Annotated in this window: 18 protein-coding genes and 1 riboswitch; of the genes, 6 read left to right on the top strand and 12 right to left on the bottom strand. The window is 62.1% G+C overall.

Translation table 11 applies throughout. The features are described from left to right. Nucleotides 1-7: 7 nt before the first annotated feature. The 5 genes from EEQ99_RS04760 to EEQ99_RS04740 all read right to left on the bottom strand — a co-directional run bounded on the left by EEQ99_RS04760 (nucleotide 8) and on the right by EEQ99_RS04740 (nucleotide 5260). On the bottom strand, nucleotides 8-1204 hold the full coding sequence (locus EEQ99_RS04760) for an aminotransferase class V-fold PLP-dependent enzyme (protein WP_025554439.1): 1197 nt from the start codon (nucleotides 1202-1204) through the stop codon (nucleotides 8-10). A 70-nt stretch (nucleotides 1205-1274) separates the two neighbouring features. Next, nucleotides 1275-1787 carry a RidA family protein gene (locus tag EEQ99_RS04755; protein WP_029723068.1) on the bottom strand — a complete coding sequence of 171 codons (513 nt, stop codon included), beginning with the start codon at nucleotides 1785-1787 and terminating at the stop codon, nucleotides 1275-1277. A gap of 49 nt (nucleotides 1788-1836) precedes the next feature. After that, entirely contained in the window at nucleotides 1837-2709 is an 873-nt protein-coding gene (locus tag EEQ99_RS04750; RefSeq protein ID WP_025554443.1) for an ABC transporter permease, read from the bottom strand. Further along, the gene (locus tag EEQ99_RS04745) at nucleotides 2709-3650 is read right to left on the bottom strand and encodes an ABC transporter permease (RefSeq protein ID WP_164735901.1); all 942 of its coding nucleotides are present in this window, start codon (nucleotides 3648-3650) and stop codon (nucleotides 2709-2711) included. Before EEQ99_RS04745 ends, EEQ99_RS04750 begins: the two co-directional genes overlap by 1 nt. A gap of 83 nt (nucleotides 3651-3733) precedes the next feature. Beyond that, nucleotides 3734-5260 (bottom strand): ABC transporter substrate-binding protein, encoded by a 1527-nt coding sequence (locus tag EEQ99_RS04740; RefSeq protein WP_025554447.1) that lies wholly within the window; start codon nucleotides 5258-5260, stop codon nucleotides 3734-3736. A 229-nt stretch (nucleotides 5261-5489) separates the two neighbouring features. Here EEQ99_RS04740 and EEQ99_RS04735 point away from each other — a divergent pair, with 229 nt between their 5' ends. After that, a complete protein-coding gene (locus tag EEQ99_RS04735) occupies nucleotides 5490-6074 on the top strand; it encodes a DUF1349 domain-containing protein (protein WP_025554449.1) in 585 nt (194 codons plus the stop codon). A gap of 34 nt (nucleotides 6075-6108) precedes the next feature. On the opposite strand, the gene EEQ99_RS04730 is transcribed toward EEQ99_RS04735, so the two are convergent. The 7 genes from EEQ99_RS04730 to EEQ99_RS34465 all read right to left on the bottom strand — a co-directional run bounded on the left by EEQ99_RS04730 (nucleotide 6109) and on the right by EEQ99_RS34465 (nucleotide 20468). Next, on the bottom strand, nucleotides 6109-6909 hold the full coding sequence (locus tag EEQ99_RS04730; protein ID WP_025554451.1) for a hypothetical protein: 801 nt from the start codon (nucleotides 6907-6909) through the stop codon (nucleotides 6109-6111). Then, a complete protein-coding gene (locus tag EEQ99_RS04725; protein WP_244604759.1) occupies nucleotides 6909-16286 on the bottom strand; it encodes a hemagglutinin repeat-containing protein in 9378 nt (3125 codons plus the stop codon). Before EEQ99_RS04725 ends, EEQ99_RS04730 begins: the two co-directional genes overlap by 1 nt. Before the next feature lie 98 nt (nucleotides 16287-16384). After that, entirely contained in the window at nucleotides 16385-16936 is a 552-nt protein-coding gene (locus EEQ99_RS04720; protein ID WP_063476049.1) for a hypothetical protein, read from the bottom strand. 45 nt (nucleotides 16937-16981) lie between these two features. Continuing rightward, complete coding sequence (locus EEQ99_RS04715; RefSeq protein ID WP_029868271.1) at nucleotides 16982-17449, bottom strand: hypothetical protein; 468 nt, start codon at nucleotides 17447-17449, stop codon at nucleotides 16982-16984. A gap of 13 nt (nucleotides 17450-17462) precedes the next feature. Continuing rightward, complete coding sequence (locus EEQ99_RS04710) at nucleotides 17463-19184, bottom strand: ShlB/FhaC/HecB family hemolysin secretion/activation protein (protein ID WP_097594827.1); 1722 nt, start codon at nucleotides 19182-19184, stop codon at nucleotides 17463-17465. A gap of 12 nt (nucleotides 19185-19196) precedes the next feature. Beyond that, on the bottom strand, nucleotides 19197-19835 hold the full coding sequence (locus tag EEQ99_RS04705; protein WP_097594828.1) for an invasion associated locus B family protein: 639 nt from the start codon (nucleotides 19833-19835) through the stop codon (nucleotides 19197-19199). 255 nt (nucleotides 19836-20090) lie between these two features. After that, nucleotides 20091-20468, bottom strand: a complete 378-nt coding sequence (locus EEQ99_RS34465) for a hypothetical protein (RefSeq protein ID WP_164735900.1) — start codon at nucleotides 20466-20468, stop codon at nucleotides 20091-20093. A 72-nt stretch (nucleotides 20469-20540) separates the two neighbouring features. Beyond that, nucleotides 20541-20637, top strand: a riboswitch (TPP riboswitch). Nucleotides 20638-20687: 50 nt separating this feature from the next. On the opposite strand from EEQ99_RS34465, the gene thiM reads away from it, so the two are divergent. The 5 genes from thiM to EEQ99_RS04675 all read left to right on the top strand — a co-directional run bounded on the left by thiM (nucleotide 20688) and on the right by EEQ99_RS04675 (nucleotide 24672). Then, a complete protein-coding gene (gene thiM / locus EEQ99_RS04695) occupies nucleotides 20688-21491 on the top strand; it encodes a hydroxyethylthiazole kinase (protein ID WP_029868275.1) in 804 nt (267 codons plus the stop codon). Next, the gene (gene thiE, locus EEQ99_RS04690; protein WP_029868276.1) at nucleotides 21488-22123 is read left to right on the top strand and encodes a thiamine phosphate synthase; all 636 of its coding nucleotides are present in this window, start codon (nucleotides 21488-21490) and stop codon (nucleotides 22121-22123) included. Before thiM ends, thiE begins: the two co-directional genes overlap by 4 nt. Then, nucleotides 22120-22929, top strand: coding sequence for a bifunctional hydroxymethylpyrimidine kinase/phosphomethylpyrimidine kinase (gene thiD / locus EEQ99_RS04685; protein WP_029868277.1), 810 nt, complete (start codon nucleotides 22120-22122; stop codon nucleotides 22927-22929). The genes thiE and thiD overlap by 4 nt, the downstream gene beginning before the upstream one ends. A gap of 216 nt (nucleotides 22930-23145) precedes the next feature. Continuing rightward, entirely contained in the window at nucleotides 23146-23625 is a 480-nt protein-coding gene (locus EEQ99_RS04680; RefSeq protein ID WP_029868278.1) for a GNAT family N-acetyltransferase, read from the top strand. A gap of 24 nt (nucleotides 23626-23649) precedes the next feature. Further along, nucleotides 23650-24672 (top strand): glycoside hydrolase family 3 N-terminal domain-containing protein, encoded by a 1023-nt coding sequence (locus tag EEQ99_RS04675; protein ID WP_029868279.1) that lies wholly within the window; start codon nucleotides 23650-23652, stop codon nucleotides 24670-24672. Nucleotides 24673-24703: the final 31 nt, after the last annotated feature.

Here is a 24703-nt window from a genome sequence, read left to right as displayed (position 1 = left end):
CTACGGTTCAATCCGGCCAGCGCAGCAGCCCGTCGAAGCGGTGCTTGCTGCGGTTTTCGATCGGCGTTGCGATGATCTCGTTGGAGGCGCGCGCCTTGTCGAGTTCCTGCGCCAGGCGCTCGGCGACGATCTTCTCCTCGCCCGGATGCAGATTGCACGGATCGAGGTAGAAATAGCGGTGCTCCACTTCGTGATCGCGCACGATGATCGGCGGGCTGCCCTTGGCAAGCGCATCGGCCAGATCCCAGGCAGTGATATGCGCCTGCTCGGGATCGATGATCAGGCGCAGCCGATCGAGCGGATTGTTGGTCGGGTCGGGTTCGATCAGCGTGGTGAGGCCAGGGCGGCCGTCGAGCGTGCGCTTCCACAGGTTGAGATAGCTGGTTTCGCGCTCCCGGATGCCGGCATGGTCGCGGTTCTCCCAGGCTTCGAGTGCCGCCATGACGCCGAAAATGCTCTCCTTGCCGACCTTCATGCCGCGGCCGATGCCCATGTTCTGCAGGAAGGCATGACGCACCAGCTCCTTCTTGCCGGCAACGATGCCCGTAGTCGGACCGCCGAGGAATTTGTGGCCGGAGTAAAGGGCGATATCGGCGCCCTGCTTCAGGAAAATCTTCAGATCATATTCCGAAGCCGCATCGACGATGACGGGCACGCCCTTGGCATGGGCGATCTCGACGAATTCCTTCAGGTTCAAAAGTCCGTAATCGACGACATGGTGCGAGACGACGTAGACGGCGGCTGCGGTCTTGTCGGTGATGGCGTTTTCCATGTGGAAACGATGTGTCGAGGTCGCCTGGCCGACAAGCACGACCTTGCCGCCGGCCAGCCGGATCGCCTGGTCGACGGGTGCGCCATAGCTGACCACATGGCCCATCTGCACCAGCACTTCGTTCTTCTCCGGTACGACATCCGGCAGCCTCTCGATCGCCAGCAGATTGTTGCCGGTGATTGCCCCGGCAACAGCCAGCGAAATGCCGGCCGAGCAGGAAGCGGTGACGAAGCCCGCCTCGCCGCCGGTCAGCCGGGCGATGACGCCGCTTGCCTTGCGCTGCAGGTCGTTGATCTCGACGAAGTGCGGCAGGATCGATGCCATCGCCTCGATCGCTTCCGGCACGACGATCGAGGCGCCGAGGCTCGTCATCGTGCCGGATACGTTGATGACAGGGCGAAGACCGATTGATGGTCTCATATCAGTGGACATGAAGTTCTCCAGAATTCTGGGGCGGGTAGCGGGATAAGATGGGACGCTACTCCAAATATGAAAGTTCTCGTCAGCCGTGCAAGGCGACGATCGCCTCGATCTCGACGGTGATGTTGCCGGGCAGCGAGCCGAAGCCGACGGCCGAGCGGGCATGTTCGCCGGCCGGCCCGAAGACTGCGATCAACAGATCCGAGCAGCCGTTGATGACGCTCGGATGATCCTCGAACTCGGGCACGGCATTGACCATGCCGAGCAGTTTGACCACCCGCTTGACACGGGAGAGATCACCCAGCGCCTCCTGCATGACGGCAAGCAGATTGATGCCGGTCAGCCGCGCATGGCCATAGGCCTCGTCGACACTGATGCCGCCGCCGACCTTGCCGGCATGCAGGAAACCGTCAGCCTCGCGCGGTCCCTGACCGGAGAGATAAAGCATATTACCTTCGAGCACATGCGTGACGAAATTGGCGATCGGCGGCGGTGGCGGCGGAAGCGTTATGCCGAGGGCGGCAAGCCGCTCGTAAGGCGAGTTCTCGACCTTGCCGGCGGCGGTGGGAAACTGATTCACGCAAACTCCTGTCATGCAATTTTCGATTTGGCGAATTGGAATAGGCCGACCCACGGTCGGCGGATTAGAGATCCTTGCGAAGTCTTGGATCGAGCATGTCCCTCAGGCCATCGCCAACCATCTGCAGCGACAGCACCGAGAGGATGATGGCGATGCCGGGAAACAGCGTCATCCAATCGGCCTGGCCGATATATTGCCGGCCGGCGGCGATCATCGTTCCCCAGGTCGGGATCTCAGGGCTGACGCCGAGGCCGAGGAAAGACAGGCCGGCTTCGGCAAGCATGGCGCTGGCGAAGAGGAATGTGGCCTGCACGAGGATCGGCGACAGCAGATTGCGCAGCACATGCCGCGTCATGATATGGAAGGTCGAAATGCCAAGCGCCCTCGCCGCCTCGACATAGGGCAGTTCGCGAATAACCAGCGTCGACGCGCGGACGATGCGGGCAAGGCGCGGCGCATAGACGATCGACAGCGCGATGATCACGGTTGTCAGAGAGGGACCGAGGGCTGCGACGAGCGCGATCGCCAGCAGAATATCCGGAAACGCCATCATCGCGTCGATCAGCCGGGCGATCGGTGTGTCGAGCTTCTGGAAGAAACCGGCCAGTAGCCCGAGCGTCACGCCGATCACGGCCGAGAGCGTCACGACCGCAACACCGACGAGCAGCGACAGGCGGCCGGCGAAGATCGTGCGCGAAAAGACATCGCGGCCGAACTCGTCCGTGCCGAAGAAGAACATGCCGCTCGGCGGCTTCAGCCGGTTGACGATGGAAAGCTTCGACGGCGAATAGGGCGCGACGACAGGTGCGAAGACCGCCAGAAGCACGAAGATCGTCAGGATCAAGAGGCCGCAGGCGACCGTCTTGCGTTTCAGCAGGCGCCGGAGGAATTTGCTGCGCTCGCCCTCGACGGCTGATTTGATTGCGATATCGGCCATCAGTAGCGCACCCTCGGATCGATCAGCAGATAGAGCATGTCGATCGCAAAATTGATCAGCACGTAGAGCGCGGCGATGACGAGCAGCGCGCCCTGGATGACCGGATAATCGCGGCGCAGCACCGCCGAGACGACGAGATTGCCGACACCCGGCAGGCCGAACACGGTCTCGGTGACGACGGCGCCCGAAATCAGCACCGCCGCCGTCAGGCCGATCACCGTCAGGATCGGGATCAGCGCATTTTTCAGCGCGTGCTTGAGGATCACCCGACGCTCGATCAGCCCCTTGGCGCGCGCCGTGCGGATATAATCGTCGCCGAGCACATCGAGCATCGAGGCGCGGGTGAAGCGCAGGATCAGCGCCGAGGAGACAATGCCGAGCGCGAAGGCCGGCAGCGTCAGATGATACATGCGGTCGAAGAAGGTCGAGCCGGGACCGCCATAACCTGAAACCGGGAAGAGGTTGAGCCGGACGGCGAAAAACTGCATCAGGATGAGGCCGAGCCAGAAGCTTGGAATGCTGGCGGCAAACATGGCGAGTGTCGTTGCCGCCTGGTCGACGAAGGAGCCGCGACGATAGGCGGCATAGATGCCGATCGGAAGGGCGATGACGCTGGCGATGGCAAGCGAGAACAGCGTCAGGAAGAAGGTCGGCTCGGCGCGGTCGAGCAGGGCCGAGGTGACAGGCATGTTGAGGAAGATCGACTGGCCGAGATCGCCCTTCAGCAGCTGGCCGATATAATAGACATATTGCAGGCCGAGCGATTGATCGAGGCCGAGCCGGGATCGGAGGTCGGCAATATCCTGCGGCGTTGCATCCGGCCCGAGCATGACGGCGGCCGGATCTCCCGGCGTCACGCGCACGATGACGAAGACGATCGTGACGACGAGAAACATCACGACGATCATGCCGAACAGGCGCTGGAAGATGTAGCGTATCATGAATGCCTGGCCTTAAGCCTTTGCGGATGCGGCAGAAAAGACGATCGGTACCGGCCGCGGAAGGCCGGTACCGGTGGCGATGTTTACTTCTTGATCGAAGCATTCCAGAAATACGGCCACGGCGCCGGATCGACGCCTTCGAGCTTGGTCGACTCGGCCGAGACGGCGTTGAAGTCGCCGATCTTCATGAAGGGTGCGTCGGCATAGACGGCTTTCTGGACATCGGCCCAGAGCGCCACGCGCTTCTTCGGATCGACTTCCGAGGTGAAGGCATCGACGGCGGCCTTGCGGGCCGGCGTATCCCACCAGCCGGGCGAGCTGGTCGAGAGCGAGCCGATGAGGGCCGGCTCCGGCAGGAAGGGGCTATGGGTGATGTAGATATCCCAGAGCTTCGGATCGGCGCGGCGCTGCGTCAGCGTCGCCCAGTCCACCACCTGCATATCGACGGTGAAGCCGGCAAGCTTCAGATATTCGGCGGCGACCTGCGCCATCTTGTAGTGGAACTCGTACTGGCGGCTGGTCAGGATGCGGATCGGTTCGCCATTGTAGCCGGCCTTCTTGGCGGCAGCCGCCGCCCCTTCCGGATCGGCGACGTTATAGGCGCCCTCGACGCCGGCATCCGTCGACCAGGCAAAGGTCTTCGGATAGATGGCGCCGTCGAGCGCGTAGAAATCCGTGCTGCCGAAAGCCGCGGCCAGCATGTCTTCCATGCTGAGCGCCTGGCGGATGGCCTTGCGCACTTCGACGTTCTTGTTGATGCCCTCGGCCGTGTTGAAGACGAAGACGGGATAACCGAAGGGCTTCAGGATGATCGGCTGCGAGGCGGTGGAGGCCTTCAGCTTGTCGTAGGATTCGACAGGGATCGAGTCGACATAATCATACTGGCCGGAAACGGCGGCCTCGACGCGGGTGTTCGGATCCGGCACCGGCACGAAGCGGATCTCATCGAGATATTGATGGCGGGCGCCGCCGTAACCATTGCTGTCGCCTTCGCGGGACTTGTAACCGTCGAAGCGGACGAGCTGGATATACTGGTCGGCCTTGCGCTCCTTCAGCATATAGGGACCGGTGCCGATGAATTCCTTCATCGGTTCGTCCTGCTTTTCGGCGGGGATGATGATCGCGGCCGAATTGTTGAAGGCGAGCAGCGAGGTCAGCGGCGCATAGGGCTGCTTCAGCGTGATCGTGACCGTCGCCGGATCGACGGCGGTGATCTTGTCGATGAAACCGGCCACCTGCTTGCCGCGCGAGGCGATCTTCATCCAGCGGCCAAGCGAGGCGACGACATCGTCCGAGGTCATGTCGCTATTGTCGTGGAACTTGATGCCGGTCCTGAGCTTGATCGTATAGGTTTTGCCGTCGGCGCTGATCTCGGGCAGGCTTTCGGCCAGCAGCGGCGTGACGTTCCAGCTCTTGTCGAACGTATAGAGCGTTTCGAAAATATGCTGCGTGACGATGCCGACCAGATCGGCCGTCGACGACATCGGATCGAGCGTCGGCGGCTCGCCGATCGTCGCGACGTTGATGACGCCGCCCTTTTCCTGAGCAAGGAGCGTCGAAGGCAGGGCGACGAGCGCAGTGCCGAGCAGGAATGCGACCAGTGTTTTCATGCGAGATCTCCCGATTTAGTTCCACAATTATGTAATTCATATTTTTGTAAGAGAATAAGAGATGCATCGATCCTGTCAAGCACGCGCGACGGATTATGCCCTCGCGGGTAGCACGACGCCGGAAAAACACCATCTTCGGCTGCGGCGCGCCCTCTGCACGACGGCCGGGCATTATGCCAAGGTAAGGCGATCGCCCTGCGGCAAGGCTTCAACGGAACGGGAGAACAGGATGAGCATCGATTTCAACGCCGGAAAATGGCTGAACGAGCCGGCCAACTGGCGGGCAGACGAAGCCGCCCTCACCCTGACGACCGATGAGAAAACCGATTTCTGGCGAGAGACCCATTACGGTTTCATCCGCGACAGCGGCCATTTCCTCGCCTTTCCGAGGGCCGACGGCTTCACCGCACAAATCCGCGTCCAGGGCGAATTCCGCACCCTCTACGACCAGGCCGGCCTGATGGTGCGCATCGATGAAAAACGCTGGGTGAAAACCGGCGTCGAATTCACCGACGGCGAAGCCTTCCTCAGCACCGTCGTCACCGACGGCAAATCCGACTGGTCGGTGGCGCAGCCCTTCAAGGAATTGGAGGATTTCCGCATCCGCGTGACCGTCAAAAACGGCGCGATGCGCATCCAGGCTTCACGTGATGGCAGCTTCTGGCCGCTGCTGCGGTTAGCGCCCTTTCCGGCAGCCATGCACTACGAGGTCGGACCGACCGCCTGCACGCCGGAGCGCAGCGGGTTGAGGGTGCGGTTTTCGGAGTTTTCGATTGGGGCGGCGATTACGACGGGGCTGCATGATTTGAGCTAGGAGGCAACTTCAGAAAATAGCGCGTGGGAAATGCCTATTTATACAAAACGTTGCGCAAGCGCTCCTGCAAATCACGAGTGGAATCGTCGGTAAAGCTGGTTTCAGAGACGATGATACGGACCACATCATCTGTTACCTGCTTGATCTTGGCTCCTGAAAACCCGGCCAGCCGCTCCTTGTGATCGACACCGACATAGCGCCAAAATAGTTCACTTAGCCACATGACTGCCCCTACCGCTTCCATATACCCCGAGCGAAATTGCCGACGACCAGGGTTCTGCGAGATGTCGATCACCATCTGTTCAAGCGGCGGTGGCAATCCATTAGAGCGCATGGGCAAGGAGGAGTAATCCCGCTTCTCGGCCTTGTAGAGGAGTGTGTCCTCAGCATTTTGCCATTCGTTATATTCAACGTCAGCAACCCATCCCTGAACGAAGTAAGGCGACACGACAAACGGCGACGTCCATCGCTCCCAATCGATTGACGCGCCTGGGACTTTCTCTGTTACTATGATGTGGCAAAGCTCAGCGTTTGCCACGGCGCCGTAATTAAAAATGAGCGTTGAAGTTTCGATTTCTCCGAGTCGACCAGTATTTCTAGCTGACGTTAGGAGTTTTTTGAGTTGCAGAGAGGCCCCGTGAGCTTGGAATTTTTCGTCGAGTTGAAGCGCACGCAGCACCGAGAGAATAGTCTCCAGCGCTTCAACCGCCGTTAGCGCGCCACGTCGCCGTTCACCCACTTCAATTCTCGGCTTTTCTGCGATGACGGTCGTTCGCCCACTATCGGGAAATAGGGTGAAAATCAGCTCTAATCGCTCTCGCCTAGTGCGTTCCACTATTGAAACTCCTTAATTATCACTGTAACGCCTTTATCTGTGCCGTACCGGACAAGGGCCTTCGCAGCGTCCGCGCCGCCTGGCTGAACTCGTATATCGAGCACTTTGGTCGCTAGGCTGCCATCGACCGTTATGGCGGCCTCATCAAGTTGGTCAATCGTATTTTTCATCCTGGCCATCCATGCCGATCCCGTAGTGTCGATGGTCTTCAGGCTGACTACCGTACTCCCCTTCTGGAAATCGATCAGCGGAAAATATCCATTATTCTCGGCACCGATATTGAACCAGCCATTCGTATTGCTGTACTCGGTTCGTGCGAGCGATGACTCGATTGATTTACCCCTGTCAATCGGATTGAGCGACCAAACACTCGACTGCGGATTTGTGGCAGCCCCGTTCGTCTTGGTAATCTCGCCCAGAGTTGAAGATCCGAAGATCTTGAGCTTGGTCGCCAACGCGACAACTTGAGCCATGGCAGCAGGATCGCCATTGTTTGCCTGCTGGATCATGTACGGGATACCCAAAACGCCGGCGGGATCTGTGACCAAGAGCCCGTAAATCGCTGGAAGGTCGCGCTTCTGTTCGGCCGTCAGATTCTCGACGCCATTGGGCGCGAGAATTTTCAGGATTTGATCAACCCCACCGGTGTTATTTAGCAGTTGCTTGGCGGCTTCCTGATCGTTTTGTGACGCCCAAAAAGAAATTGTACCTGCGTAGCTCGACAGCGATGCAACCACGTCACTCAAGACCGCAACGCATCCGGAACCACTGTAGCCGTTTGCTCGGCAAGCGACATAGGCGGCCTGCTGCTGTGTGTCTTTCTGTTCGAGTCGCGTTTGCTCTCCACAGTCTTTAGGATCACCCTTGCCCCCGTCACATGCGGCTTTCGCGGCGGCAAGAGCGTCGTTGTCGGCATGATTGAGATAGTTGTTTTGGTAGTTTGCGGCGCCGTAGGCCGCCCCTTCCCCGCCGCCAGCTACACCGCCGACAGCAGCGCTAAGGCTTGCGCCAATTAGCTTTGCGAGAGCGGCGCCTTCTTCTGTTCCTTCGTACTTGGTGCCTTTGAGCATGCCGTTGACAAGCCGCTCGATCGCCGGACCGAACAGCGTGGAGGCGGCGCCCCCGAGAGCGGCCTTAACAGCCCCTTCCCAGCCATTGACTCCACCGAGGATGCCGCCGCCGATCGCATGTAGGGCTGCGCGACCAAGACCGCCTTCACTCCAATAATCCATGCCTGCTTGATCGTGGTTGATGACGGCTTGTTTATACAATTCGGATGCAATGTCCCCGACCAATCCCGCCATGGTCTTCTGCGCCGCCTGAAGATCGGCTTGGGTCTTGTATTGATCCATTAGGATGTTCTGCAGGTCCGGCAGACCAGGCAGCGAGGTGTTGGTGTTATTTGTGTCGCGACGGATCGTGCCGAGATCCTGCGTCTGGTGCTCCGGATCGGTGATGATGATGCCAATGTTCGGACCGATGACCGAATAAGCCTTGCCGGTCTCGGTCTCCCCGGCCTTGACCGGCGGCGCGAGCGAAAGACCGCTCGTGCCGATCGAGCCGCCATAGGTGTCGGCCTTCCAGGTCGAATGCGTATCGATATCGGCGACCGTCAGCGTACCGGTGGAGAAGCTATTGCGCCCCTCAACCGCTTCGCTGGTGATCAAGCCGCCAACCAGCGAGGTCTGACCGCTCACGTCAATGGAAAGACCGCCGGTGCCGGCATGAATGCCGGATTGCTCCGAGACGACTATGGCATCGCCTTTAGCGCTCTGCGTGACGCCCGAGATGCCGGTGGAACCGAAACCGATCTGGCCCGAAAGGCTGAGCTGATCGGCATTGGCTGTGGCGCTATCAACCAGGCTCTCGATTGTCAGATTCCTGACGTTGGCCACGACGGAATTGCCCGTAACGGTCGCCCCTTTTAGGGCAAGGTCGTTAGTAAGAATGGTAACATCGCCGGTGCCGTTGAGATGGGTGTTGGTGTGGGTGACGGCGGTGGTGTCGGAGCCGCCTTTGCCGTAAGAGCCGCTGGCGCCGACACTGGCATCGCAGCCGATCTTCGTGTTGCAGCCAAAATTAACGCCGACGCCGGCGCTCCATGAGCTGTTCGAACTCGTCGAATCCGACGCGCCGGTGGCGGCATTGAGATTGATGTTGCCATTCCTCGCCGATAGGATGATGTCGCCGGCCAACGGATCGTCGGAGATGGTCGGCAGACCGAACTTGTCATAGCCAGCCGCTATCTGGGCGCCGTCGCTCGTAATGGAGCCGTTCTGCGCATCCATGGTGATGGAGCGGCCGGCGCGGATATCCGTGACGACAGGCGTAGACGTCGTCGTCGAGGACGCGCTCTGCTGATGGTTGACACCTGCGTTCAGGCCGATGCTAAAGGACAGGCCCTTACCGCTGACGAGGTCGTCGGAGACGCCCTTAAGGCCCTTGAGTCCCTCATAGAAGCCAAGCCCGGCAATCGCAGTGTTGGTCAGCGCATTGACGCCGCCCGGATCCGACAGCCGCTCCGCCGAGTTCACGATGCTCTGGGCGGCACTTCCGACCTGGCTGGAGACGCTGAGCGTCACGCCAGCGAACGTCCTCTCGTGCACCTCCTGATAATTGGTGACGTCATTGGCCGACAGAAGATTGATGTCTTTGGTGGCGAACAGGTTGACATCGCGCTCGGCCGAGGCCTGGGCGGCCTGCAGGTTGACATTGTTGCCGGCGGAGATGTTGAGGTCGCGGCCGGCCGAGAGCATGGACGTGGCGTTGGTGTCGGATTGCTGCGCCGAGCTGTCCTTGCTCGTCTGCGCGCCGATGCCGACCGAGAAGCCGCCATTGCCAGCGGAGAAGGACAGGCCGAAGCCGGACTTCTTCTCCTCTTCCGACTGCGAGAAGCTTTCCGCCCCTGGTGTGATGTTGACGTCGCGCGCGGCCGACAGATTGATGTCGCGCTCGGCATCGACCGAAGAGCCCATGATGTTCAGGTCGGTTGCCCGCGCCGTCAGGTTGACGTCCTCGCCGGCGGAAAGCGCCGAGCCGACATTCAGCGTCGAGGCCTGTGCGCCCTTGTTCTGCTGACTGCCGTAGATCGAAATAAACCCGCCGCCGGAACCGACGCCGATGCCGGATTTCTTGTGCTGCTCCTCGAGCTCGTGCGTCTCCTGCGCCCCGATGATAGAGACACTGTCGGCCGCGACGTTGATCGAGCCGTCGGCATCGACCTTTGAACCGGCGATTACAGCTGCCTTGCCCGCGTCAAGATTGACATCGCCGCTGGCGCTCAGCTGCGAGCCGACCGTCGTCTCGTCGTAGCTCTTGTGGCTGGATGAGCCTTTCGACAGGAAGCCGCTACGCGAGCCCTTGTCGTCCTTGGCGCTGGTATCCATTCCGGAGGCGATGATCAGGTCACCGCCGGCGTTGATGTTGAGGTCCGCCGGGTCGGTGCCGTCGTCCTTGCCGGCTTCGATCTTCGAGGCGGAAATGACCATGTCCTTGCCCGACTGAAGATCTACGCCTGCGCCGCCGCTAATCGACGAGCCGACGGCCGTCGTCGTTTCCAGATGCGTGGTCGTCTTCTCGCTCTTGCCGAGGGAACCGCCCTTGGTGCTAAGCTTGGTGTCGAGGGTCGCGGTGTCGGTGGCTTCGGCGATCGTCACGTCGCCGTCGGCATCGAGAGCGAGCTTGCCGTCGGCGGCGAGTTTGCTGCCAACGATGTTGAGGTCGTGATCGCCGCTGCCGTTGCCTGCGGTCACCGAGAGGTCGCCCCCGGCTGATATCTCCGAGCCGACATGGGTGATCGACGAGGAGGACTTCTTGCCGAAGGTGGATGCGGAATGCTCCTGCGCGGCGGTGATATCGATGTCGTCGTCGGCGCTGAGCGCGACATTGCCGCCGGCCTTGACGGAGGAGCCGGAGAGCAGGATGTCGTCGCCTGATTTGATCGTCGCATTCGTGCCGGCGGATAGCTGCGATTGCTGCTGGTCGGTGGAGAGGGTCCTGGTGTAGCCGGATTGGTTGTTGCGGGCGACATCGGTCGCCACCACGGCCACCGAGCCCTTGTCGGCGGTCACATCGAGCGTCGTGCCCGCTTTGGCGGAGCTGCCGATGACGTTGACGTTGTCGGTTGCCTTGATCGTCAGGGCTGCGCCGCTGGCAACTTGGCTGCCGGTGGCATTCTGCTGGCCTGAATTATCGACCTTGGCTGCAGCCAGCGTGACATTGTTGCCGGTGAGCGAGGCGTTGCCTGTGGCATTGACCTTGACGCCCTTCAGCGCCAGATCGCCGCTGCCGCCGGCGAGCTGCAGATTGCCGCCTGCCGTCACACCGGCATTGGTGTTGACGACGTTCTGGCCGCCGATCGTCATCGTCTGGGCGGCCAGCGTGATGCCGTTGGTGGCATTGAGCGCCGTGTCGCCGCGCGACAGGAAAGTGCCGCTGCCCTGGATGGAGCTGCCGGAGACGGTCAGGCCGCCAGCGGATGCGATCAGGCCGGAATTGTCGAGATTGCCGACATTCATATCGACCGAGCCGCCCGCCATGACGGCGCCGGCGCCGGTCAGCTTCTGCCGGTCGGCAGCGGCGACGTAGACGACGGGCGCGAGCACCTGCACGCCCTCGACGGTCTGCCACTGGTAAAGGACAATCGACTTGGTGAGGGCTGCCGCCTGCTCAGGCGTGAGCCCTTGGCCGATGGCCAGGCCGTGCTCCTTGGCATAGTTGGCACCCTCGTCGAGCAGCGTCTTCATCTGCTGGATGGCGTCATTGCCGGCGATAAAGGTGCTTCTGCCGAGGCCTTCGCCGACAAGCTGCCGCAACTGCGTGTCGATCAGTTGGTTCTCGAAATAGGCATCACCCAGGAACGGAACCGTCGTCTCCGGCACGTAGCCGATTTTGTTCATGAAATAGCCGGAGCCGTAGAACTTGCCGACGTCGAGGAATTCGGCGCGGGTTTCGAACAGGAAGATCTGTCCGCGTATGGTGCCGCCGAAGCCGCCCGATTGCGGCTTGGCGGCGGCCGCAAGGGCTGCGCCGTCGACGCGGATGCGCTCGGCAATATTGCCGAGCCCGGCAAGCAGGCTGCCGCCGTTGGCGGTGACGCCGCCGAGCGCCGCGTTGACGTTGAACAACGCGCCGCCGGCCGTCAGACCGGTGAGCGCCGAAAGCGGATCACCGGGGTTGCTTGTCGCCGCCACGCTGGCGCCGCCGGCCATCGAGCCGGCTGCGGACGTGTTGTTGACGCTGCCGAAATCGACGGAAAGCGCACCACCGGCCTTGATGTTGGCCGAGACGCCGCCGATCGCCTGGACGGAGCTGACGATCGTCGAGCCGTTGGCGATGTTCTTCGAGGGATTGGCGTTGCCATTGGCATCATAGGCCGTGCACGCGCCCTGCGCGTTGCAGGTCGTCGTCGTCGTGCGAAAGAGCGTGACGCCCGTATTGTTGAGTGTCGAGCCCTTCAGCGTCGCGTTGCCGCCGGCCTCGATCGAGCTGTAGGCATTGGTCAGATTCGTGGCGTCGATCGAAAGGTTGCGGCCCGCCCGGATCGTCGCTTCCGGGCTGAGCGTGCCGACCAAGCGGTCCTCATAGACCGACTGGCTGAGATTGGACGACCAATCCCAGGTATAGGTGGTGCTTTCGTCCGAGCCGCTGAAATTTACCTCGTCGACGATGAAATAACGCGACGGATTGTTGGGATCGACAACGGGATTGCCGTTCGCGTCCGTCGGCACCCGGTCCCTGATCCAGTCGATGATCGGCCCGACCTTTTCGGGTCCATCGGCCGAAATCCAGGTCCATGCATGATAGGTCGTGCCGTCGGCAAGCGTCGCCTTCGACCAGAGCAGCGGCTCATAATCCTGCCACAGCGCCGGATCGACGCCGGCGTAGAGTTGGTACATGTTCTGGTCTGCGGTCTCGAGATAGCCGAAAGGCAGGCCGGCGGCGACGGGATTCAGCGTGAAGCCGCTGACGACGCCTGAAGACACCAGCGTCCCGGTGGTCCATTGCGGTGTGGCGGCCCGCTGGTTGGTCAGGTTGCTGGTCAGGATCGACATGTCGTTTCCGGCCTGGATCATGCCGGAAATATTGGTGACGCCCGTGTTTCTCAGCCCGGCCGCCGCTCCGGCGATCTGAAGGTCGTGGTTGGCGAGGATGGCGCCTTGATTGTTGGTGAGCACGCCGCCGACGAAGAGGGTGGCGTCGTTGCCGGCATAGGCGAGGCCCGTGGCATTGTTGGTGAAGTTGCTGGAAATGTTGAATGTGAGATCGTTGCGGGCTGCCAATTGTCCGGCATTGGTCAGCGACGGCAGTGTCAACGTCAGGTCGTTGGCGGCGAGCAGCGCGGTGCCGGCCGTCGTGGTAAGACCGCCCGCCTTGATGGCGATATCGCCCGAACCGCCGGCACTGGTGACGGCATTGACCCGGGCGCCGCTGAGATCGGCCGTGCCGGAGAGATTGAGAGCCAGTCCGCCGAGAGTGAGGCTGCTGTTGGCAAGGTTGGCGCTCGCCGCATTGAGCGTCAGCGTACCGCCGGCGGCGAGGTTGCTCGCCCGGCCATTGGAGAGATCGATATTGGTCGTGCTGAGCGTCAGGTTGCCGGCAGTGCGGGTGGGATTGCCGTAGCTGATCTGGCCGCCCGACGCCGTGAGCGCAGCGCTGGCGAGGCTCTGGAGCTTGTTATAGGCAATATTCTGGCTGGCGCTGGCCGAAAGAGCGCCGCTGCTCAGCAGGGCGTTGCCGGCGGTGATCGAACCGCTTGTTGCGGCAAGGTTCATGCTGCCGGTCTGCTGGAGCTTCAGCGTGCCGGCGGATGCGGCGGTGGCGGCGAAGTCGAGGCCGGAAACGAGAGTATCGACGGTGATGTCCCGCGCCGAGAGGCTGGCGTTGCCGGCGGCAAGCGACTGGCCGGTAAGGTCGATCGTGCCGCCGGCAACGATCGTCATATCCTGATGGGCGACAACATTGGCGCTGACATCACCCGCTGCTCCGGCATCGACGCTTCCGGCGGCAAGCAGGTTGCCGGCGCTGATGTCGGTGCCCGTCGCCTCGAGCGTGAGATCGCCGGCCTGCCCCAGCGCGATGTCGCCATTGGCCGACTGGGCGGTGGCGGCAAAATCGACGCCGGAGACGATGGCGCCGGCCTGAATGGCGGGACCCGTGACCGAGACGTCGCCGGCGCCAAGGATCTGGCCGGTGACCGATGTATCGGCGTTGATGGCAACGGCACCGTGACCGCTGACATTGTCGGCCTGGAAACGGCCGGCATCGACGAGGAGCGCGCCTGCGGCAAGCAGCGTGTCGATATCGACGCTCCCGCTGCTACCGGCATCAAGCGTCAAGTCGCCGGCCGAGCCGACGGCGATGGCGCCACTCGGCGAGGCGGCGGTGGCGGCAAAGTCCATGCCGGCGACGATCGTGCCCGCCGCAATCGAGCCGCCGCTGATCGATATATCGCCGGCGCCAAGGAGCTGGCCGGTGACGTCGGTGTTGCCGGAAAGCGTGATCGCGCCATGACTGGTGATAGCAGCGGCACTGAGGTTGGCGGCGGAAGCCGAGAGATTGCCGGCCGCAAGCAGGGTGCCGGCATCGATGTCGCCGCTGGCGACAAGGGAGAGATCGCCGCTCTGCGTCAGCACGATATTACCGCCGGCCGCTTCCGTTCCCGCAAAGTCGATGCCGGCGATGATGGCGTCGGCCGAGATGGCCGAGCCGGTGATGTCGATGTTGCCGGCACTGAGGATCTGACCGCTTACATCTGTGGCCGCGTTGATCGCAATGGCGCCATGCGCGATGACGCTCTGGGCCGTCAGCACCGCTGATGTGACCGACGTATCGCCGGCCGACAGGAGTGCCTCGACATCGACGGCGCCGCCGCTGGCGGCAAGCTGGATGTCACCCGCGCCTGATAGAACCGTGCTGCCGTTTGCCGCATTGGTCGCAGCGATGTCGAGGCCGGAAACGACCGTATCGGCCGAGATCGAGCGGCCTGACGCCGTGACGTTGCCCTGCGCCAGAATATCGCCGGAGACGCCGATATCGGCGCCGGCGGAAAGCGCGATATTGTTGCTGCTGACGAGCGAGGCAGCCGAGATCGCGCCTGATGTGGCGGTGATGGAGAGCGCGCCGGTGCCCTTGACCGCACCGACAACCTGGATGTCGCCCGACGTAGCGGACAAAGAGAGCGCATTGCCGGCGGTAATGCTGCCGGCGGCAATGCCGGCCGCCGACGACATCAGCACGTTGGCGGCGCTGTTCACCTCGCCGCCGACACTCAACAGCCCGCTGCCGCTTGACAGCACGATGTCGCCATCGGCGGCGACCGTATCCAGCGTGATGCCCTGCCCCGCCTGAGCTGCGACCTTGGCTTTAGAGGCCACCTTGGCGGCCGTCACCTTCGCCTTCGAGGAGATCGAAACGCCCTGCTGGCCGGAGACGTTGCCGAGCGAGATCTTGCCGTCGGCCGACAGTGACAGCTCGTTGGTGTTGGCGGCAAGATTGCCGCTCATGCGCACACCGGCACCCTTTTCGGTGACGACGATCTTGATGCGGTCGGCCTGCATGGCGCCGAGTGCTGTGCCGTCGATCGCATATTCCGGCGTGCCTGATGTCGCGGCAAGTGCCGTGGCGTTGCCGGTGGCATAATCGAATTGATTGCGGCCAGCCGTGACGCGAAGATCCTTGCCATAGACAGGACCGTTGACGTGGACCGCCCGAGAAACGATGTCGAAGAGGTCGACGGCGCCAGACCCGGCGGAGAAATTGCCGCCGTTCGGCCCGATGGTGACGTCGCCGCCATTGACGGTAAAGCCGTTGAGCTTGCCATCGGCGCCGATTTGAGGCGCGCCCGTGGTCAGTGTCGCATGCGGCGTGTTGATGAAGCCGCAGCCGTCGCAGGTGATGCCGTTCGGATTGGCGATGACGACATCCGCCCGGCCGCCGAACACCTCGATCGGGCCGTTCAATCCCGAGCGGTTGCCGCTGGTGACCTCGTTGAGGATGACCGATGCGGGACCTGATGTGTTGAGATTGGGATTGCCCGGCGTCAAGCCGCCGAGATTGGAGGTGCCGACCTCGCCCTTGTAGTTGTTGAGGATGAGACCCGGTGTGCCGACGTTGAAATTGTCGTATTTGTTATGCGACAGGCCGCTCGCATTCGGGGTGACGATGTCGATGAGCGGCACGCCGTTCGGGGCGGTGCCGACGCCCGGCTGGTTGGCGACGGGCGCCGTGGTGCTCGCAGAAACCGATTGGGCATTGGCCAGCATCGGCTGAAAGACCAAGAGTGCGCTGAGCACGACGGCAAGCGAGCGATTGGCAAATCTGCCGAGCCGGCAGCCAAGACCCCTTGCTTCAGAACCAGGACCGGTTTTCTCACGCATCGTTTTGTCTTCCCAAACGCACAACTGGTTTTGTGTCTCGATATCAATCGTCGCTCGGCGCCGCCGCCACTGCGGCGGCACTGAGCCTCATCGCAGGCCTATTTCTGGGTGAGCCAGGTCTTCACATTGCGGGTAAAGGACTTGGACAGGCGCTGCGCCATAATGTCAGGCGCCCCTGACGTCGTTGCCGCGTTGATCGCGACAGCGACGATCACGCCGTAGCCGCTCCCGCGCATGGAGAGGTCTTCGCCATGAATGTTTTGCGCTTCGGCGATCAGTTGCCCTGTTTCGGCGTTCTCCAGCCGCACGGTCCCATCGATCATGCTGTCATGGCCGCCGATGATCCGGGCCTGCTTGGTGGTGACATCGAAGACGTGCAGCGTCACGACCAGCCTGCCGCGCGTGGGGCCGCCGGGCACGCCGATCAATTCCTTCGCCATCGTCGCCTGAAGCGTGCGAACCGCCTCCGGCACCTGCTGGTCCGCCTTGTCGCCGAAACCGAATGTCTTGACGTCGGGCGCCAACTCAACCCGGATTTCGCGCACAGAGGTTCGTTGGAGAGCCGCAATCAGCCGGGGATCGGTTGTCGTGACGCAGGACGCAAGCGTCGCCGCCAGAAGCAGAAGGGTTAGAAAACGCACGATACGCATACAGAAGCTCCGGGATTCAGGCATAAGGTTCGAATGTCAGCGAATTCAGTTCCTGTTGTCCGACGACGATGCAGGCTTGGCCTTGGCGTCGAGATGCTTGTAGAGCTCGGTCAACTGGGACTTGGGCGCGGGGCACCCTTTCGATTTGGCAATGCTGGTCAGGACATTGTTCCTGTTGCGCAATGCGTCGATCTCGACCTTCTCAGGCGATTTCGGATCCATGAAAAACAGCGCCGGCAGAAACAGGAGCACACCGGTCGCCCCAAGAACGATGTTCTTGCCTTGCGCATCGGTCCGCTCCTTCACCGTCGAGGTGATCTGCCGCTCGTTCGCCTCGAATTCACGGGTGATGCCGGCGCAATCGAAGGCGCTGTCGGTCGGGTTGGTCGAAGCGACCGGCCGCGCCTCCCGTCCGGCACAGCCGGCAAGCGCCATCGAAAAAGCAAGGATCAGCGCCGTCGATCTTGAAAGGGTTTTGACGGACTTGTTCGTCGAGATGCTGCGGATGATCATTTTCCTGCTTTCGTTACCAATGAGCCGATGCGCTGAAATAAAAGAGCCCGCCGTCGACCCCGTCGAGGCTGCTTGCAACAATGTCGGAATAGCCGAGGTCGGCGCTGAGATTGCCGCCGACGGTCCTGATGCCGGCCGTCCAGCTGGCGAGATCGCCGCCTGATATATCGAGGCGCTGTTGCGCGTAGATGTGGCCGTAATCGAAGCCGAGATAGGGGCGCAGCTCGCCGAATGCCTTCGCAGCCGCGCCGCCACCCTGGTTGGACCCCGTTCTCCAGACGATCTCGTTGTGGCTGAACATGCCGTTATTGCCGAAGAGCACGCTTTCGCGGGTGCCGCGGACATTGCTGTAGCTGCCAAGCGAGATCTGCTCGGCGCCGAGGAGATTGTCGGGGGAATATTGACCGCTGACCAGCGATGTCAGTTCGAACTGCCGGCCGGCGGCCTGGAATGGCTGCGTCACGCTGACCGTCGCGTTGAATTTGGAAAAACGTGGGTCTGCATTTCCGGCACCCGGATCTCCGGGGTCCACGGCATCGAAGAGACCGAGCCCTTTGTCATAGCTGACGTCGAACACCCAAATGCCGCCGAACATACGGCGGGAGTGGGAAATGCCGATATCGCCGACCGTATAGCGGCGGCTGCCGACCTCGATCAGATTGCCGAGCAGAAAGTTGTTGGTCTGCTTGTAGGTCAGGCTGCTGCGGACCGTCGTGATCGAATCCTTGTCGCGAAAGACGACGCGATCGAGGCCGAGGCCTGCCTGCCCTGAATTGCCCGAGGTATCGAGCGATGAGAAATTTCCTTCGACCGTGCTTTCATACTGGTACCAGGAGCCGTTCAGCGAAACCGTGGAATAGCCGTAGGGGACGCTGACATTGCCGGAATAGCTGTTGCCATATCCGTTTCCGTCGTTGCTCCACGGATAGTCCGGACCGCTATGCTCGTAGGAGAACGACCACTGATCGTTGATATCAAGCAGATCGTCGAAGCCGAGCGATGCCGAACTTCTGGAAAAGCCGGTGCTTTCCTGGCCCATATTGTTGTTGCCCAAGGAGACATGCCAGGGGCGGCGCGGGTGGTTTTCGATGTTCAGGATGGAGGTTCCGTCCTTGGGGCCGGGCAGCATGGCCGACTTGGCGTCGTTGGCCTGCAGCCGGTTCATCTGGTCGAGGCCCTGCTCGATATCGCGGATATTGACGACCCGGCCGATCAGCCCGGGAAAGGCTGTCGCCAGCGAACCGTTGCCGGTCACTTTCTGGCCATTGAGATAGATGTCGGAAAGCGTGCCCTCGACGACGAGCAGACGGAGGACCCTGGTCTTGGCGATATCCTGCTGCGGCACGTAGGCACGCGAGGTCACATAGCCATGATCGATATAGAGGTGCGTCACATCCCTGAGAACGGCATTGATCTCCGCCAGGCCGACGCATCGGTTGCCGTAAGGCGCCGTCACCTTGCCGATCTCCTGCGCCGATAGCAGATTTGCCCCATCGATCTCGACGCGAGTGATGTCGAAACAGGCCGCATTTGCCTGGCTGGCCGGCAAAGAGCCGTCTTCCGTATCCGCACCGCCACCCGGTGTGGCGCGGCGCAGGGCATCCAGCCGCTGCGTCTGCGACTGCTGCTCCTGGCGGCGGTTGAAATCATCGGCAGGCGACTGCGCGTAAGCGGGTGCGACACCCATCGCCAGGACGGCGCCAGCGACCAAGGAGTATCGAATTTCAGTGGTCATTTTGAAATTCGGCTACTTCGCGGCGATGGATTGAAGTTCGTCGAGGGCCGGTTGCAGCCCTTTCAGCGAGAAACGGATATTGACGTCCTGGCCGTTCATCAGCCGCACCAACCCTTCGGCGGTCGAGCCCTTCTTGAGCGCCGTCGCCGTCTTCGTATCCAGCGCCAGCTGCGCCCAGCATCCGGCCTGGTTGCAATTGCGGTAGTCAAGTTTCGCAACGGGCTTGCCGTCGGCCTTGATCGACAGGCCCGAGGGCAGGAAGACGTTGAGCGGCAGCAGAGCGGTCAGCGTCAGCCCCGGCTTGCCTTTCTCGCCCTTGCCCTTCTCGCCCCTGCCCTTCTCGCCCTTGCCTTGGGACCCGGCCGGCGCAGCTGCGATCGCCAGCGTCAGCACATTGACGTTCTCGCCATCTTTGGCGACTTGCGCGATCTGGGCGACTTCGCAGGCCTCGGTGCCTTCAGAACCCGAGCAGCGATAATACCAGTCGTCGAATTTCTGGGATTTTATCGCCGGCGCCTGCACCTGCCCCGCTTCCTGATCGGCAGGAACAGCAGTTTGCGAAAAGGAAGGATTCGCCCAGGCGATGAATATCAGAACGGAGGCGACAGTCTGGAGGCCACACTTCGTATCGGCTTTCAAAAATTTTCTCATTGAAAATACAACTTCAGGAAGATTTTATTGGCGTGTAAAGTCATATCGCTACAATCCATCGTTTGGTCAACCTAAGCGTGTCAGCACGGTAAAGTTTCCGTTAGATATTTACTTCGCGTTCTGGGAGTTTGATTCCACGCCCTGGGAGAGGCTTACCGCAACGAAATCGCCACCAAATTTCGACAGCCGGAATAAAACTGAATGGCGAGGCGATGAGACGACACGCAACTTACGCGAAGCTGTTCTCGTGCTCGGCTACATTGAAAAATTCCATCGATGAACGGATAGGGTGAATAACTTCGCGCTATTCCAAATGCAGAAAAGTCTTGGGAAGATGAACTTCATTCTTTCAAAGAAAAGACTGCTTTCCCGCATCAGCACCCTCACCAATGCTGGCAGCCAACCCCTCACAAATACGAAGATGTATTTTAGAAATTGATTGCACCCACGGTTGCTGCGGTTATTCCTTTTGAAAAAGGAGAGGATAGCCGCATGGCGAAAAGGCAAGGACCCGGCCAACCCGGAAGAGAACCGGCAGACGACTTTCGGGAAAACCTGGTCAAGACCCGAATCGGCGGCGATCTCTCGTCCTTCATGAAAGGCGATCCCGACCCATAAATCATCCATAGCCATCGCGCGCCGCGTCGGTCGCATGATTGTCATTTTCGAGGTGACATCAGCCCCGTTCTCTGCGAAAAGAAACGCGATGAGAGACAGGGGCGTTCGTCGACAGACGGGCTGAGAAGCACCCTTCGAACCTGAACCGGATAATGCCGGCGGAGGGAGTCGCTCGGGGTCGCGGCATCGCCCGCACGAACCGCCCCGTGGCCGCCCCCGCCTGAAAGGGGCCATATGCAGACCAAGACCACACCCGGAGCGATGCTGAAGGCGATGCGCGAGAAGCCGCCGCTCGTTCAGTGCATCACCAATTACGTCGCCATGAACATCGCCGCAAATGTTCTGCTTGCCGCGGGCGCCTCGCCCGCCATGGTGCATGCCGCGGAAGAAGCCGGCGAATTCGCCGGGATCGCCAGTGCGCTGACCATCAATATCGGTACGCTGTCGACGCAATGGATCGACGGCATGCAGGCGGCGGCGAAGGCGGCGGCTTCAGCCGCCAAGCCCTGGGTGCTCGACCCGGTCGCTCATTATGCAACGGCCTTCCGCCGCAACGCCGTCGCCGATCTCCTGGCGCTGCATCCGACCATCATCCGCGGCAACGCTTCCGAAATCATCGCGCTGGCCGGCGGAGAGAGCCGCGGCCAGGGCGTCGACAGCCGCGACCCAGTCGAGCAGGCGGAAGGTTCGGCGCGATGGCTCGCCGAGCGTCAGCGGGCGGTCGTCGCCGTGACCGGCGCCATGGATTTCGTCACCGACGGCGAGCGGGCCGTGCGCATCGAAGGCGGATCGGCCTTGATGCCGCAAGTCACCGCGCTCGGCTGCTCGCTCACCTGCCTCGTCGGCGCCTTTGCGGCAACGGCGCCCGAGGACATTTTCGGCGCCACGGTCGCCGCCCTTTCGACCTTCGCCATCGCCGGCGAAGACGCGGCACTCGGCGCCGCCGGCCCCGGCTCCTTCTCCTGGCGCTTCCTCGATGCGCTGGCAGCGCTCGACGCCGAAACGCTTGACGCCAGGGCAAGGATATCGGCGGCATGAAGGCTTTCGACCTTTCGCTCTATCTCGTCCTCGACCCCGATCTCTGCGCGGGGATCGGCATGGTGGAAACGGCGCGCCTTGCCGTTGCCGGCGGCGCGACGATGGTGCAGTTGCGTGACAAACATGCCGGCACCGTCGGGATGATCGAGACCGGCCGCGCCTTGAAACAGGCGCTTGTCGGGACCGGCGCCCTGTTCATCGTCAACGACGATGTCGAGGCGGCAATCGCCATCGGCGCCGACGGTCTGCATATCGGCCAGGAGGATTTGGATGCGCGCACGGCGCGGACGATGATCGGCCCTGCCATGATCCTTGGCCTCTCGGTCGAGACCGCGGCGCTTGCCGCCGCCGTCGATCCGGATCTGGTCGATTATACCGGCGTCGGGCCGGTGTTTGCGACGCCGACCAAGGCCGATCACAAGCAGCCGATCGGTTTTGACGGTCTTGCCATGCTGGTAAAGGCCTCGCCGGTGCCGTCGGTTGCGATCGGCGGCCTCAAGGCGGATCATGTCGCCCAAGTATTTGCTGCGGGCGCCAAGGGCCTTGCCGTCGTCTCCGCCATCTGCGGTACGCCGGATCCCGAAGCGGCCACGCGCCGCATCGCCGCAGAAATTCGAAAGGCCCGCGCATGATCCGCAACGTTCTCTCCATCGCCGGCTCCGATCCCTCGGGCGGCGCCGGCATCCAGGCCGATCTCAAGGCCTTTTCCGCCCGCGGCGTCTACGGCATGGCGGTGCTGACCGCGCTGACGGCGCAGAACACCCAAGGCGTCAGCGGCGTGCATCTGGTGCCGCCGCAATTCGTCGCCGACCAAATCAATGCCGTCTTTGCCGATGTGCGCGTCGATGCCGTCAAGATCGGCATGATCGCCAATGCCGGCATCGCCGATGCCGTTGCCGGTGCACTGACTGACCACCGCGACATTCCGATCGTCATCGACCCGGTGATGATCGCCAAGGGTGGCGCCGCCTTGCTCGCGCCTGAGGCGGTCGACGTGCTGACCCGCCGGCTGCTGCCGCTTGCGACACTCCTGACCCCGAACTTGCCGGAAGCCGCCGCACTGCTGCACCAGCCGGTGGCGACAAACCGAGCCGAGATGGCGGCGCAGGCCGAACAGCTGCGGGCGTTTGGCCCGGCCGCAGTGCTGGTCAAGGGCGGCCATCTCGATAGCGACGAAAGTCCTGACGTCCTTGCCACCGCCGCTGGCCTGCACTGGTTCGAAGCCATGCGCGTGCCGACCAAGAACACGCACGGCACCGGCTGCACGCTCTCCAGCGCGCTGGCCGCCGAACTTGCCAAGGGCGCCTCGGCGCGGGAGGCGGTCGCCATCGCAAAGCAATATCTCGCCGGCGCGGTCGCGGCAGCCGGAAGCCTCACCGTCGGCTCCGGCCACGGCCCGGTGCAGCATTTTCATGCGCTGTGGAAAGACGGCGAATAAGCGCTCGCTCGGCATAGATGCAGCCAATCGAAACGGCCCGGCCCTCCCGGCCGTTTTTTCGTTCGGCAGCTACTTTGCGTTGAAACCGCAGTTGCAGTGCGGGCAGTCCCTTTGACCTTCTGAAAAACCTTGTTGACAAGCCCGGTCAGATGGCCAAATCTATAACACTAAAAGGGGATACATTCCGCAATAACGGAATAACTGGAGGAGTGACAGGTGCCAGACCTGCTTGTGAGCTTGTATTCCGCTGAGCTCGCCGACCTGAAACGGAAAGCCGATGATGTCGGCATCTCCATCCGTCCGGCCCTCCCCCCGGAACTGCATCTCATCGCCACTTGGGTTCGCGAACAGTTCAGCGAGAACTGGGCAAGCGAAGTCACCGTCGCCTTCTCCCGCCAGCCGGTTGCCTGCCTGATCGCCGTCGACGACGGCAAGCTGCTGGGCTTTGCCTGCTACGACACGACGGCGCGCGGCTTCTTCGGCCCGACCGGCGTCGACCCGGAAGCGCGCGGCAAAGGTATCGGGCTCGCCCTCTTCTCCGCCTGCCTGCAGACGATGAAGACGCTCGGCCACGCCTATGCCTTCATCGGCGATGCCGGGCCGGTCGATTTCTACGCCAAGACCGCAGGCGCAACCATCATCCCCGCCCCCGACAAGGGCATCTACGAAGGCATGCTGAGAAGCACGCCGAAATGACCATCTGATCCCGGAGCTACAGAATTGTCCTCGACCCCGCTCGCCCTTTTCGTCGGCCTTCCCACTCCCACGATTTCGGATGATGAATTCGCCCTTTTTCGCGACACCAATCCGCTCGGCCTGTTCGTCGGCCGGCGCAATCAGCGCGAGCCGGAGCAGACCAAGCGGCTGATCGCCCGCTTCCGCGAAGCCGTCGGCCGCGACGACGCACCTGTCTTCACCGACCAGGAAGGCGGCCGCGTTCAGCATCTCGATGCCGGCCCCTGGCCGCTCTTTCGCAGCTTCGGCCAGTTTGCCGAACTTGCGCGCCGCGATTTCGATCTCGGCAAAAAAGCACTGCGCCTTTCCTCCCAGGCCATGGGCGCGATGATGACGGAACTCGGCCTTTCCAGCGGCTGCTCGCCCGTTCTCGACCTCGTCTTCGAGACGACGAGCGCGGTCATCGGCGCCCGCTCCTTCGGCCCTGATCCCGATTTCATCGCTGCCCTCGGCCGCGAGGTGGTCGATGGCCTGCTCGAGACCGGCAACATGCCCGTCATCAAGCACATTCCCGGCCATGGCCGTGCGACACTCGACTCCCACAAGGAGCGTCCGGTGGTCGACGCCAGCCGCGAGACGCTCACCGCGACCGATTTCAAACCCTTCGTCGCGCTGAAGGATACGCCTTGGGCGATGGTCGCCCATGTCGTCTACTCGGCCTATGACGCGGAGCTGCCGGCGTCCGTCTCGCCCATCATGCACGACGTGATCCGCAAGGACATGGGCTATGAGGGCGTGCTGATATCAGACTGCATCTTCATGGAGTCGCTCTCCGGTACCTTGCCGGAACGCGTCAAACAGGTGCTCGACGCAGGCTTCGACATCGCGCTCCACAGCCACGGCGACATTCCGGAAAGCGAAGCTGCCGCCAAGGCCGCCCGTCCGCTGACGGAAGCCGCCCTCAAGCGGATCGTCGCCGGCAAGGCGCGCCTCGGCAATCTCAAAGTCGATGTCCGCGCCGCCCACGCAGAAGTCGAAGACATGTTTGCCAGCGCGCTGGTCTCCTGACCGGCCCGTCAACTCTCACCGCATAAGAAAA

The sequence above is a fragment of the Rhizobium anhuiense genome, assembly GCF_003985145.1.
Classification (GTDB): domain Bacteria; phylum Pseudomonadota; class Alphaproteobacteria; order Rhizobiales; family Rhizobiaceae; genus Rhizobium; species Rhizobium anhuiense.
The sequence above is the reverse complement of the archived record's forward strand: the minus strand, read 5'-3'. Positions and strand labels throughout refer to the sequence as shown.